A 13,361-nucleotide genomic window follows, 5' to 3' on the forward strand; every position below is an offset into this window, starting at 1 on the left:
TCAAGCGGCTGCGTTGATGATGTCAGCGTAACCGTTTTTCTCCAGTTCAAGCGCAAGGTCCTTGTCACCGGTTTTCACGATCTGGCCTTTGGACAAGACGTGGACAACATCGGGGACAATATGGTCCAGAAGCCGCTGGTAGTGAGTGATCACGACCATTGCCCGGTCAGGACCGCGCAGCTTGTTCACGCCCTCAGAAACGATGCGCAGGGCATCGATGTCGAGGCCCGAATCGGTCTCATCGAGCACGCAGAGCTTCGGCTCCAGGAGAGACATCTGGAGGATTTCCGCGCGTTTCTTTTCCCCGCCGGAGAACCCGACATTCAGCGGACGCTTCAGCATGTCCATGGAGACGTTCAGGTGAGCCGCGGCTTCCTTGACCCGCTTCATGAAGTCAGGGATGGAGAGCGTGTCTTCGCCGCGGGCCTTGCGCTGTGCATTCATCGCCGTCTTCAAGAATTCCATGGTGGCAACACCCGGGATCTCGATCGGATATTGGAACGCCAGGAACATGCCGGCGGCCGCCCGCTCATCCGGCTCCATGTCGAGCATGTTTTCGCCGTTGAACAGGATCTCGCCTTCGGTGACTTCATAGTCGTCCTTGCCGGCCAGGATGTAGGACAGCGTGGACTTGCCGGAGCCATTCGGGCCCATGATCGCATGGACTTCGCCAGCATTGACGGTCAGGTTAATGCCGCGCAGGATTTCGGTTTCGTCTTCCGCAATGCGGGCGTGAAGGTTTTTGATCTCAAGCATTTTTTCATGTCCTCTTTGAGGATGTTCCGTTTTGCGCCAAATCCAGCGCTTGTTCATTCAACGATGTCGAGCCGTTTCTCGATCCTGTCAATTCGGAGCTTCAAGCCAGCGATGTCTGAGTGGTCATGATCCTGAAGTGTGATCACACCGGCCATTTGTTGCCGCATGGCGGTCATCTCAGCTTTCAAGGTTGATAAATCCGCTTTGATACCAACGATATCGCTACGCATCGCCCTCAAGTGTTCCAAGATGAGATTTTCAACCTTCTCATTCATGCCAGGCTCCTAAGCCCTTAGCCCACAGATCCTTCCAGGCTGATCGAAATCAGCTTTTGAGCTTCAACAGCAAATTCCATCGGCAGCTGCTGGATGACGTCCTTGACGAAGCCGTTGACAATCAGCGCCACCGCTTCTTCCTCATTCATCCCGCGCTGCAGGCAATAGAACATCTGGTCGTCCGAAATCTTCGAGGTCGTTGCCTCGTGCTCGAACTGGGCCGTTGCGTTCTTGCTCTCAATGTAAGGCACCGTATGAGCGCCGCATTCCTGGCCGATCAACAGGCTGTCGCACTGGGTGAAGTTCCGGGCGTTGGATGCCTTGCGGTGCGCGGAGATCAGGCCACGGTACGTGTTTTCCGACTTTCCGGCGGAGATACCCTTTGAAATCACCCGGCTCGACGTGTTCTTGCCGAGATGGATCATCTTCGTGCCACTGTCGATCTGCTGGTGGCCGTTGGAGACGGCAATGGAATAGAACTCACCGCGGGAGTTATCGCCGCGCAGAATGCAGGACGGATACTTCCAGGTGATTGCGGAGCCAGTCTCGACCTGGGTCCACGAAATCTTGGAATTCTTGCCCCGGCAATCGCCGCGTTTCGTCACGAAATTATAAATGCCGCCCTTGCCGTCCTTGTCGCCAGGGAACCAGTTCTGGACGGTCGAGTACTTGATCTCCGCATCGTCCAGCGCAATCAGCTCAACAACAGCCGCATGCAGCTGGTTTTCATCACGTTGCGGCGCTGTACATCCCTCGAGATAGGAGACGTAGGAGCCCTTTTCAGCAATGATCAAGGTCCGTTCAAACTGACCGGTGTTCTGCTCGTTGATCCGGAAGTAGGTCGACAATTCCATCGGGCAGCGCACGCCTTCCGGAATGTAAACGAAGGATCCGTCCGAGAAGACCGCGGAGTTCAGCGTTGCATAGTAGTTGTCGGTCACCGGAACAACCGAACCGATATACTTCTTCACGAGGTCCGGATATTCGCGCATCGCCTCGGAAATCGAACAGAAGATGACGCCAGCCTTCTTCAGCTCTTCCTTGAAGGTCGTCACAACGGATACCGAATCGAAGACAGCGTCAACGGCGACCCGGTTTTCCGGGGCAACACCCGCCAGGATCTCCTGCTCGCGGAGCGGAATGCCAAGCTTTTCGTAGGTTGCCAGCAACTCAGGGTCCACTTCGTCCAGGCTCTTCGGCCCTTCAACGGACTTCGGAGCAGCCCAGTAGTAGAGCTCGTCAAAGTCGATCTTCGGATAGGAAACGCGGGCCCAGTCCGGCTCTTCCATCTGTTTAAACCGGCGCAGGGCATCCAGCCGCCATTCGGTCATCCATTCCGGCTCGTTCTTCTTTGCCGACAGGAACCGGATTGTTTCCTCGGACAGACCCTTGGCACCCTTTTCCGACTCGATATCGGTTACAAAGCCGTATTTATACTGGTCGACATCGATGGCTTTCACCTGATCGATGGTTTCCTGTACAGCTGGCATCGCTTGCCTCCATTATGCGGACGGAAGTATCCGCTCATTCCAACCAAGGCCCGGACCTGACAACGATCCGTCCCAATTCTGGGCGGTTTCCCGCCATGTGTTCCTATGCCGCCCTGTGGCGTGCATCCGGATTCAACCTATCGACCACCCTTGGCCACACATCCAGGAACCGGTCTATGTCGGCGTCCTCAGTGTTCCAGCCCATGCTGATGCGAAGGGCACATCTTGCCGTGTCTTCCTCGACCCCCATGGCCGAGAGCACGTGTGACACCGACACCTTTCCGGACGAACATGCAGAGCCCGATGAAAGAGATACGCGCTCAAGGTCCAAAGCGATCAGTGCCGTTTCAGCGGAAATGCCCGGAACCGCAAAGCAGGTCGTATTCACAAGCCGCTCGGCATCCGCGCCAAAAATCGTGAGCGACGGGCATGTGTTGACGAGACCGGTTTCAAGCCGCGCCTTCATCATCTTCATCTGGTCAATCTTGTTGAGGTCTTCAAGCGCGGCGCTTGCCGCAACTCCAAAGCCGGCAATCGCAGACACATTCTCGGTCCCGCCCCGGCGCCAGTTCTCCTGGCCTCCGCCCACCATCAAGGGAGAAGGCACGCGCGCGGTCGAGCGGACAACAACCGCCCCGATCCCCTGGGGACCGCCGAACTTGTGCGCCGACAGCGTGACAGCGTCTGCCTGCCACAGGCCCATATTGATCGGCATCCGGCCCGCGGCTTGAACGGCGTCGACATGGAAGAAGTGGCCATATTTTGCTGCAATCGCGCCAACCCCTTCAAGAGGCTGGATCACGCCGGTTTCGTTGTTTGCCGCCATGACGGAGATTAGGCTGGGATCGGCATCCGAGACCCGGTCTTCCAGCGCCTCCAGATCAATCACACCATTCGAATCGACCGGAATGACAACCTGATCGGCGACCCGGAACCGGCCACCCGTCACAACCGACGGGTGCTCCACCGCACTGCGGAACAGCTTATCCAAGTAGACCGGTTCGCCCTGGTCCTGCCAGGACGGCGACAATGCCGTCATGTTGGCTTCCGTCCCGCCGGAGACAAACGTCACGGCGCGGGTGAAAGCACCGCAGAGTTTGGCAACCTGTTCACGCGCATTTTCAATCCGGCCGCGGGCCTTCCGGCCATGCGCGTGGACCGAAGAAGCGTTGCCCGCGTCCTGCAGAACCTCAATCACGGCATCCCGAACGGCCGGACGCATCGGGGCGCCAGCGTTGTGATCGAGATAGACCGGAGAAGCTTGACCAGGCATATCACCTCGTTTTGGAGCAAACAGCGGGACAGTTAGGATCCGATTTTCGTAATATTGCCAATCACATGTCCGAAAAACTTGAAATTTGCGGCCGTGACGACGATAAAACCACCAACCAGTCGGACGGATCAGTCTCTGCCTTTTGGCGGCGATGCGAAGTTTCGAATAATTCTAAACAAGGTTCTAGAAACTTGGAGGCAAAGAGTCAAGTTTAGACTTAAGGGTTTTCACGTACAGAACCGCTTCTCCCGCGCAATTTCTGCTCGGCATAACAACAAGGATAATGCACTTCATGCCTGAGGTGATCTTCAACGGTCCCGCCGGCCGGCTGGAAGGCCGGTTCCATCCCGCAAAAAAACGGAATGCGCCGATCGCCCTGGTCCTTCATCTCCATCCGCAGTTTGGCGGCACGATGAACAACCAGATCATTTATCAAATGTACTATATGTTCGCCCGGCGCGGCTTTGCCGTTCTGCGATTTAATTTCCGCGGTGTCGGGCGGTCGCAAGGCTCTTTCGATCACGGTCAGGGCGAATTGTCTGATGCAGCCGCAGCCCTCGACTGGGTGCAGACGGTCCACCCGGACGCCCGCGCATGCTGGATCGGCGGCTTCTCATTCGGCGCCTGGATTGGCATGCAGCTCTTGATGCGGCGCCCGGAGGTGGAAGGCTTTATTTCCGTTGCGCCACCGGCCAACCTTCACGATTTCTCGTTCCTGGCTCCCTGCCCGTCCTCCGGCCTGATCATTCACGGCGACAATGACAAGGTCGTTCCGCAAAAAGACGTGCAGACGCTTGTCGACAAGCTGAAGACCCAAAAAGGCATCGTGATCGACCATCAGACGATCCCGGGAGCGAACCATTTCTTCGAAAATGACATGGACACGCTGATCGAAAACTGCGGCGACTATGTCGACGGCCGTCTTGGTTTGACGCCAGCCGATTATGTCGACGTCGACTAAGTAGATCTCTTAAGCCCCCAATCGGCGGGTTTGAGAATCGTCACACCCTCTCAATTCGTCATCCCGGACGCAGCATTGCTGCGATCCGGGATCGGAGAGCCACAAGAAAATACATTAATACATAAATATTTTATCGGCCTAGGACTCACCGATCCCGGTTCGCGCTCCGCTTGACCGGGATGACGAAGCTTCTTTGAGGTATTGTTTGCAGTCTGTGTTTAAAGCTTCTATGAGATTGTTTTGAATGACGAGCCCCGACGCCCCGGTTTCAATCCGTGCAGCCGAATTTGACGACCTGCCGGATGTTCTCAAGTTGCTGCGTTGCCTCAACCCGCAAGACCTGCATGCGCCCGCAGAAAAACACCATGAGACTTTTGAGCGTATGCTCAATCTCCCCGGATTGACTGTTTTTCTAGCCCACCTGGGCTCCAAGGCGGTCGCCACCTGCACTTTGATGGTCATTCCAAATCTGACCAGAGGCAGCAGCCCTTTTGCACTCATAGAGAACGTGGTCACACACCCGGACGTTCGCGGTCAGGGCATCGGTCGTCAGTTGATTACAGCCGTCTGTGACAACGCCTGGAAAGAGGGCTGTTTCAAAATCATGCTTCTTTCCGGTACGCAAAACGAGAAAGCCCATCGCTTTTACGAGCAAATGGGCTTTCAAACGACAAAAAAAGGATTTGAGCTGCGCAGACCGGGTTTTCCGGTGCGACGGCCAACTTAACCCTGGAACGGTTTGGGCCGTGGGACGCCTGGCCCCGTGTCCACGCCATCATCCGGACCGGCGAGCGGATCTTCTCCGTCGGCCACAACGCCCTTGATGGGCGGTCCGTCGTAATCCTCGGGCGGCGGGACATTGGAGGCCAATTTGCAGTTGGTCAGCCAAATATCATAGACCGGGTGCTCAACGGCATGGAGACCCGGGCTTGCGGCATACATCCAGCCGGAGAAAATCCGGCGGACTTCGTTGTTCAGCGTGATTTCGTCCACCTGAACAAAACCGGTGGTCAAGGGCGATTCGGTTTGCGGGCGGGTGTGGCACACACGCGGGGTGACCTGCAGCGCCCCGAACTGGACGGTTTCGCCGATGTAGACGTCGAAATTGATGATCCGCCCGGTGATCTTGTCGAGGCCGGAAAAGACCGCAACGGGATTTTCAATCTTGTCGGTCTCCTGCTGCGCTGCCGCAGGCAATGCCGGGAGAAGCAGGCAAGAGGCGATGCCGAGACCGGCTGCAATAGGTTTTATAGTATCAATCACGTGGGCCATCAGCGGTGTTTTCGAATCCCGTTTGGACAAGATAGCTAAGTTGCAGCGGCGCTACCATCGAAATGCGGCCCGGAGAAGACACACAACAAGGTGCCTCTCCTCCGGCGCACGGTTTTGGTGAAAAGCTTATTCCGCTTCCGCAATCCGGCTTAGCGCAGTCTGGATTTTGTCCAGTTTTTCCTTGGCTTCGGCAACTTTCGTCTTTTCCTCGGAAACCACTTCTTCCGGGGCCTTCTCGACAAACTTCGGATTGCCGAGTTTCTTCTCGATTTTCGAGATATCCGCTTCGAGCTTTCCGGCTGCCTTTTCGAGACGCGCCTTTTCTGCACTGAGATCAATAACACCGGCAAGCGGCAGGCAGATCGTCGCTTCGCCAACGATAATCTGTGCGGCGCCTTTCGGTGCGCTGTCCGCCATTTCGATGGTTTCCCCACGGGCAAGGCGCAGGATCGCCGACTGGTGCGTGGCAAGGCGGGTCTGGGTCGCCTCACCAGCTCCAGCGATGACGATTTCAACCTTGGCACCCGCCGGAATGTTCATCTCGGCACGGACCGAGCGGATTTCGGAAATGAGATCCACCAGCCAGTTGATTTCGCTCGCAGCCGCCTCGTCACTGACAAGCGGCTTCGGCCACGCGCTCAGCATCAACAGTGTGTCCGCTTTCTGCCCCTCGTCGCCAAGGCGCTCCCACAGCTCTTCGGTCAGGAACGGCATGAACGGATGCAGAACCTTGAGGATCTCGTCGATGGCCCAGGCCGCCGTTGCGCGTGTCTCAGCCTTGGCCGCCTCGTCATCGCCGTTGAAGATCGGTTTGGCGAGTTCCAGGTACCAATCGCAGAACGTGTTCCAGGTGAAGCGGTAGATGCCGCCGGAGGCATCGTTGAACCGGTAGTCTTCCAACGCCTTGGTGACCTCGGCAATGCACTTGCCCATCTCCGTTGCGATCCAGCGGTTGAGCGTGTGTTTCGTAGCCGCAGGATCGAATCCGTCCACCCGGCCGCAGCCGTTCATTTCCGCAAAGCGGGCCGCGTTCCAGAGCTTGGTCGCAAAGCGCTGGCCACCTTCCGCTGCCTGATCGGACATGCGCAATGTCCGGCGTCCCTGCACTTCCTGGCTCGCCAGGGCGTAGCGGGTCGCATCCGCGCCATAGGTGCCGATCAGCTCCAGCGGGTCGAGAACGTTGCCCAGGGACTTGGACATCTTCTTCCCGTTTTTGTCGACCACAATCGAGTTGATGTAGACGGTGTGGAACGGCACCTCTTTCATGAAGTGGATGCCCTGCATCATCATCCGGGCGACCCAGAAGAAGATGATGTCGAAGCCGGTGATCAGAACGTCCGTCTTGTAGTAACGCTCCAGTTCCGGCGTCTTATGCGGCCAGCCGAGCGTGGAAAACGGCCACAGCGCAGAAGAGAACCACGTGTCGAGCACGTCTTCATCGCGGGTCAAAGCCTTGCCGCCGGCCATTGCGACGGCTTCTTCCTCGCTCATCGCGCAGTATTCGTTGCCATCGTCGTCGTACCAGACCGGGATCTGGTGGCCCCACCAGAGCTGGCGCGAGATGCACCAGGGCTGAATGTCGTTCAGCCAGTTGTAATAGGTCTTGTCCCAATTGCCCGGAACGAACTTGGTGTCCCCGTTCTGAACCGCCTTGAGCGCAGGTTCTGCTAGCGTTTTGGCATCAACGAACCACTGGTCGGTCAGCATCGGCTCGATCACGACCTTGGAGCGGTCGCCGAACGGTTGCATGATCTTCTTGGATTCGACCAACGGCAGAAGTTGAGATCCCGGGTCTTCGCCCGGGACGGCCTCGTCATTCTCAGCGCCGTCCCGGACCTGATCCGGGACCTTTTTCTTGAGTATCGCCTTGCCGTTGGTGTCCCATTCCGGCGCGTTGCCTTTCATCCAGGCAACCTCCGGATGGTCGCTGGGGACCATAACGGCGAGACCTTCGGCAGTGATCTGATCAATCACACGCTTGCGGGCGGCAAAGCGGTCCAAACCGCGCAGCTCGTCCGGAACGATGTTGATCTCGTCAACCTCGTTCAGCGTCATTTCGGCGCCGTCGATGATCGCCTGGGCCTTTTTCGCTTCCTCGGAATAAGGCGCCCCATCGGCGCGCATAGCCCCTTGCGTGTCCATCAACCGGTACATCGGGATCTTGTTCCGGAGCGCGACCTGATAGTCGTTGAAGTCGTGCGCGCCGGTGATCTTCACCGCACCGGAGCCGAAATCGGGATCCGGATACTCATCGGTGATGATCGGGATCAGACGGCGGTGTTCCTTCGGCCCGACCGGAATTTCGCAGAGCTTGCCAATGATCGGCTTGTAACGCTCGTCCCCCGGGTGAACGGCAACGGCGCCGTCGCCCAGCATGGTTTCCGGGCGGGTTGTTGCAATCGAGATGTAGTCCCGCGTCTCGCGCAGGGTGACGTTTCCGTCCTCATCCTTCTCGACATACTCATAGGTTTCCCCGCCGGCCAGCGGGTACTTGAAGTGCCACATGTGGCCGTCGGTTTCGATGTTCTCGACTTCCAGATCGGAAATCGCCGTCTCGAACTTCGGATCCCAGTTCACCAGCCGCTTGGAGCGGTAGATCAGCCCTTCCTTGTAGAGATCGACAAAGACCTTCAGCACCGCATCCGACAGGTTTGGCGACATGGTGAACTCGGTCCGGCTCCAGTCGCACGACGCGCCGAGACGCTTCAGCTGCCCGAGGATCGTGCCTTCGGACTTTTCCTTCTGCTCCCACACGCGCGCAATAAAAGCCTCCCGGCCCATGTCGCGGCGGCCCGGCTTGTTGTCCGCGGCGAGCTCGCGTTCGACAACCATCTGGGTCGCAATGCCCGCATGGTCGGTGCCCGGCTGCCACAGAACGTCATAGCCCTGCATGCGCTTCCAGCGGACCAGAATGTCCTGCAGTGTGTTGTTGAGCGCGTGGCCCATATGCAGGGAGCCCGTCACGTTCGGCGGCGGAATTACGATGGTAAAGGCATCGGCGCCATCCTTGGCACCGGCTCCGGCCTTGAAGGCCTCCGCCTCTTCCCAGGTTTCGTAAATCCGCGGCTCAACGCTGGCCGCATCGTAGGTTTTATCCAGCATCAGGGTCACTCAGTGGGGAATTGTCCAGAAATCGTGAGTTCCCGTGTAAATCGGAAGCCGCTGCCCAAGTCAACCGTTTTGCCCAGTGGGAAGGCAGGCGGACCATCTGGCCGGAAACCACATGTGACTTTAGCATTCGCCTTGGGTTTAATGCGCCGTGCTGGCATAAGCGGAATATGACGATCCAGATCCGCCCGCATCATCTCTTGTGTCTCTTGACCTATCTCGGCAAAGGCTATTCAGACCCCTTTGTCCAAAACTATGACCGGTTGGTTGAGAGCATCAACAACGGTGAAGACATGCAGCTGGTTGACGGCCCGGACGATATTTGCCAGCCGATGCTCTCAAGCCCGGAGTGCCATTGCCATAATGAGAGTGTCCGCGAGCGGGATCGCATTGCGGCGCGGGACATTGGGATGCTTTTGATGGGTGAGCCGTTTTCGGCAGGGCCGCTTCGCCTGACTGCTCCGGACATTGCGAGGCTCCGCGCAGCATTTGCGGAAGGAACTGTGCGGGCAGCGTGTCAGGGCTGCGAATGGCAGGATCTTTGTACCAATATTGCCCGAAAGCAATTCAGGGGCTGCCGTCTCCAGCTGCCCCTGCTTTAGTTTGTGGCCATAAGCATAATCCGTCCGTGCTTAATCGCGGCGGCGGATAACCCGCTGAATTTCTTTTTTGACCATCTCTTCGACCATTGGCGGCAGGTTCTTGTCGAGCCAGGCCTTGATCATGGGCCGGAGCATTTCCCGGACCATTTCCTCAATGGTTTGCGCCTTCGTGCTGATCAGCATATCCGAAAAATTGTCGAGCGCGGCATGAACCGCTTGGCCCGTCGCGGCTGACGTTAGGAATTCTTCCGGTGAGACATCGGGTAAGTCGTCTGGTATCGGCTGTGACGCGAAAGTAGACGCTGGTTCGGCCGGGGCCGGTTTCGGCGCAGGCTCCGGCTCGGGTTCGGGTTCCGGCTCCGGTTCGGGAGCAAATCCGAGATCGCCGCCAGGGCTGTCAAATTCCTCTGCGAGCCCCTCAACCATATCCATGGACTCGTCTTCGGTGACAAGCTCTTCCGTCAGCTCCAGAACGTCGTCATCACCAGAATCCTCTTCGGCATCAGCCTCCATGGCTGCAGCCATGTCATCAGCGCCGTCATCGCTTTCTTCCTCGATATCGCCGCCCATGTCGAACAGCTTGTCGAGGTCGTCCTGGGACATTTCTGAGGCATCACCCATATCGTCTGTCGCCTCTTCTACTGCTGGGGGTTCAACGGGTTCGGTTATTTCAGGGGCCTGGTTATCGGAAGCTTGCGCGTCCTCATCAGAGATAATGCGGCGGATCGATGCGAGGATTTCCTCCATCGACGGCTCTTCAGCCTTGTTCGCCTGTGCCATGACGTCCCCCGTACTAATCGCTCACTCGCGGTGCCATCCAGCTTTCCCTGAATGATTCGTTAATCGAAAGTATGCGGCTGTATAGGAAGTGCGCAAACCGAGCGCACTCACTTCAAACGTCTTTTCCCCTTTTAACTCCTTTTTTACCACGTCTCAGCGGTGATTCTAGGCACTGCACTTGCCTTGGATTGCGTGCACGTCCGGCCTGCGACAAAAAATGGCCGGAACGCTACGTTTCCGGCCATGATCGTGAAGAAAAGGAGTTACGGCTTGGTTACCGGCCGTCCGGCGTGCGCAATCCGATCCACTTGTCGCGGACAGCATCATAGTGCTGCTTTGGATTGTAGCGGGCAACATTCAGCCCGAGCGATCCGGCATCCAGCCGCCCGACAGCGGCAACGATCTGATATCCGCCAATGATGCGGTTGCGCTGCGCGGTCACAAGATTGGACTGCTGGGTGACCAGTTCCCGCTGAGCATCAAGAACGTCCAAAGTCGTCCGCTGGCCAACCCGCTGCTCTTCGATAACCCCTTCAAGGGCCAGCTGCGAAGCCTCAACGGCGGCCTGCGCAGCCACAATTGACGCTTCGGCGGCTTGAAAGTTCCCCCAGGCCGAAATCACGTTCGCCCGCACCTGATCGCGGGCAACGTCCAGCTGCAGCCTTGTTTGGCCGAGCGATTCCTTGGCCTGGCGCACGCGGGAGGACACACTGCCGGCCTGATAGATCGGGATGTTCACATTTCCGAAGATCCGTGCGTCGTCGGAAATGTTTGAGGACGAAGACGGGTTCCAGCTCCGGGTTAGGCTTCCGTCCAGCGTGACGGTTGGCATAAGTTCGCCTTCGACCGCCTTGATATTGAACACCGCAGCATCAACCTGATGCTGTGCCTGGCGGATCAGCGGCTGGTTGGTCTCACTGGTGCGCAGCGCGTCATCAAGAGAACTTGGAACGTAACGTGTAATCGTCGTGTCAGCGGACAGGCTCTTGGCTTCAATGCCGACCACCTGCCGGTAAATTGCCCGGCTAGTGTTCAAATTGGCCAGCGCCGTGTTCAGGCTAGCCCGGGCTTCCGCGGCACGCGCTTCGGCTTGGGAGACGTCGGTCCGGGTTCCCTCACCCACATCGAACCGGTCGCGTGCCGCCCGAACCTGCTCCTGGAGGAAGGCAAGGTCGCTGCGCTGCAGGGATACAAGAGCCGTATCGCGAATGACATCCACATAGGCTGTCGCTGCATCCAGTAGCGTATCCTGCTCGGTCGACATCAGGCTTTCGCGCTGAGCCCGGACCAGCGCTTCGGCTTGGCGGGTCGAATTGATTGTCCGGAAGCCTCTGAACAGGGTCTGGCTTATCGACAGCGAAATCGACGCGTTGTTCCGATAGTCACCAACGTCAACACCATTGATGCGGCTCCGGCCCATAACACGGCCCGCAGCAGCTGATGCTGAAACGGTCGGCCGCCAGCCAGCTAGCGCCTGCGGGACATTCTCGTCGACACCGCGCAATTCAGCGCGCGCTGCATTCAGTGTTGGATTGTTGGAATAGGCAAGCGCGAGCGCTTCCTTGATCGTCTCGGCCTGAGCGGATGAAAACGCTCCCCCGGTCAAGGCACCGGATGCGACGCCGCACAAAAGCGCGATCGTAAGCGCCAAAGCTTTTCCAGTTGAACGTGAAGACACCCTACACTCCTTGCAGCCCAACAGTTTCTCAACCGTTGAGTAAACTCATCGGTGTTATTCTTCAACCGTTTGGACAGGCCATTCCTTTAAAAACTCCGACTGCGGCGAATAAGCAACAAGTCTGCAGCCGGAATCGTCCAATCCCGCCAAATGAAAAACCCGCCGGAATGGCGGGTTTTGCGAATGTTCTAAAGGCCTGCCGGCTTAGAACGTAAATTCTTCGGTTTTTTCGAAGCCGGGCAGCAATCCCGCAGAGGCGTTGAACCCGAACCGGCCGCTCACCGCTTCGCCCGATTTTTGGTACAGCCTGGCAATGCCGGCATTGCCCTGCCCTTCGACCACTGACAAACGTCCATCGGATTTCAGCTGCTTGAACAGGTCATCCGGCAGCACCTCAACGGCGCCATCCACTAAAATGACATCGTAAGGCCCCTCGCTGGCGTAGCCCTTCACGAGCGGACCATCAACAACGACGGCGTTTTCAATGCCGAGGTCCACCAGAAGCTCGCCAGCCATCTTGGCAAGATCCGCATCTTCTTCCAACGCTACGACAGAGGCTGCAAGCTCCGAGACAACAGCCGAGCTGTAGCCGCTGCCTGCCCCGATCACCAGGACAACATCTTCGCTTTGAATGGCCGCCAGCTGGACCAGCTTGCCGAATATGTGCGGCTTCATCAGGACGCGCCCGGCACCAGCGATTGGCAGATCCTCATCGATATAGGCAATGTCGCGCTTGGATGCAGGAACGAAGCGCTCACGGGGAACCGCCTCCATCGCATCCAGGATCCGGTGGTCGGTGACATCGTTCGTGCGCAACTGGTTGTCCACCATCTTGCGCCTGGACTGGGTATAGTCCGTCATATCGGCCCTCACTTTGAACTGCCGGGTCCCCGGCGCCTCCAAGACCGTTCATTACCGAGGCGAAGACGGCCTGACAAGCGCGACATACCGCCGGTCCCCCAAATCCATGAATGTTTTGACCCCGATGACGCCGGCTCGCGCACCGGAACTCCGGTTTCCTCAATAGTAATCGTGATCATGTTGCGGCCCCATAGCGTCCATCGATCGCCAAAACCAACGCGTTGTTTCGTGGTCGTGATTTTATGGCGACACCCGTTTCACGTTAGAACCGTGGAAAGTTGGCGCGCCCAAATTTCAGCACTTGA

Annotated in this window: 12 protein-coding genes; 3 read left to right on the plus strand and 9 right to left on the minus strand. The window is 57.7% G+C overall.

The features are described 5' to 3' along the window. The 4 genes from sufC to E1180_RS11755 all read right to left on the minus strand — a co-directional run bounded on the left by sufC (window position 1) and on the right by E1180_RS11755 (window position 3,794). Window positions 1–756 carry a Fe-S cluster assembly ATPase SufC gene (gene sufC, locus E1180_RS11740; RefSeq protein ID WP_155191374.1) on the minus strand — a complete coding sequence of 252 codons (756 nt, stop codon included), beginning with the start codon at window positions 754–756 and terminating at the stop codon, window positions 1–3. Window positions 757–809: 53 nt separating this feature from the next. Next, window positions 810–1,031: a hypothetical protein gene (locus E1180_RS11745; protein ID WP_155191375.1), complete on the minus strand. Its 222-nt coding sequence runs from the start codon at window positions 1,029–1,031 to the stop codon at window positions 810–812. 17 nt (window positions 1,032–1,048) lie between these two features. Then, window positions 1,049–2,521, minus strand: coding sequence for a Fe-S cluster assembly protein SufB (sufB, locus tag E1180_RS11750; protein WP_155191376.1), 1,473 nt, complete (start codon window positions 2,519–2,521; stop codon window positions 1,049–1,051). 103 nt (window positions 2,522–2,624) lie between these two features. Continuing rightward, a complete protein-coding gene (locus E1180_RS11755) occupies window positions 2,625–3,794 on the minus strand; it encodes a cysteine desulfurase family protein (RefSeq protein ID WP_155191377.1) in 1,170 nt (389 codons plus the stop codon). A 292-nt stretch (window positions 3,795–4,086) separates the two neighbouring features. Between E1180_RS11755 and E1180_RS11760 the strand changes: the two genes are divergently transcribed. Further along, window positions 4,087–4,755 (plus strand): alpha/beta hydrolase, encoded by a 669-nt coding sequence (locus tag E1180_RS11760; RefSeq protein ID WP_155191378.1) that lies wholly within the window; start codon window positions 4,087–4,089, stop codon window positions 4,753–4,755. Between the two features lie 244 nt (window positions 4,756–4,999). Further along, on the plus strand, window positions 5,000–5,482 hold the full coding sequence (locus E1180_RS11765; RefSeq protein WP_155191379.1) for a GNAT family N-acetyltransferase: 483 nt from the start codon (window positions 5,000–5,002) through the stop codon (window positions 5,480–5,482). Here E1180_RS11765 and E1180_RS11770 read toward each other — a convergent pair. Beyond that, the gene (locus tag E1180_RS11770) at window positions 5,479–6,027 is read right to left on the minus strand and encodes a DUF2155 domain-containing protein (protein WP_208997095.1); all 549 of its coding nucleotides are present in this window, start codon (window positions 6,025–6,027) and stop codon (window positions 5,479–5,481) included. The two genes, E1180_RS11765 and E1180_RS11770, sit on opposite strands and share 4 nt — an antisense overlap. Window positions 6,028–6,153: 126 nt before the next feature. Further along, the gene (locus tag E1180_RS11775; protein ID WP_155191380.1) at window positions 6,154–9,129 is read right to left on the minus strand and encodes a valine--tRNA ligase; all 2,976 of its coding nucleotides are present in this window, start codon (window positions 9,127–9,129) and stop codon (window positions 6,154–6,156) included. A gap of 176 nt (window positions 9,130–9,305) precedes the next feature. Here E1180_RS11775 and E1180_RS11780 point away from each other — a divergent pair, with 176 nt between their 5' ends. Next, the gene (locus tag E1180_RS11780; protein ID WP_155191381.1) at window positions 9,306–9,737 is read left to right on the plus strand and encodes a DUF1284 domain-containing protein; all 432 of its coding nucleotides are present in this window, start codon (window positions 9,306–9,308) and stop codon (window positions 9,735–9,737) included. 30 nt (window positions 9,738–9,767) lie between these two features. Here E1180_RS11780 and E1180_RS11785 read toward each other — a convergent pair whose 3' ends face one another. From E1180_RS11785 to E1180_RS11795, 3 genes are all read right to left on the minus strand, one after another. Next, window positions 9,768–10,517 (minus strand): PopZ family protein, encoded by a 750-nt coding sequence (locus E1180_RS11785; RefSeq protein ID WP_155191382.1) that lies wholly within the window; start codon window positions 10,515–10,517, stop codon window positions 9,768–9,770. A 274-nt stretch (window positions 10,518–10,791) separates the two neighbouring features. Beyond that, window positions 10,792–12,195, minus strand: coding sequence for a TolC family outer membrane protein (locus tag E1180_RS11790; RefSeq protein ID WP_425280914.1), 1,404 nt, complete (start codon window positions 12,193–12,195; stop codon window positions 10,792–10,794). A gap of 204 nt (window positions 12,196–12,399) precedes the next feature. Next, on the minus strand, window positions 12,400–13,056 hold the full coding sequence (locus E1180_RS11795; protein ID WP_155191383.1) for a protein-L-isoaspartate O-methyltransferase family protein: 657 nt from the start codon (window positions 13,054–13,056) through the stop codon (window positions 12,400–12,402). Window positions 13,057–13,361 lie beyond the last annotated feature (305 nt).

The organism is Roseibium denhamense (assembly GCF_009711415.1).
GTDB classification, from domain to species: Bacteria; Pseudomonadota; Alphaproteobacteria; order Rhizobiales; family Stappiaceae; genus Roseibium; species Roseibium denhamense.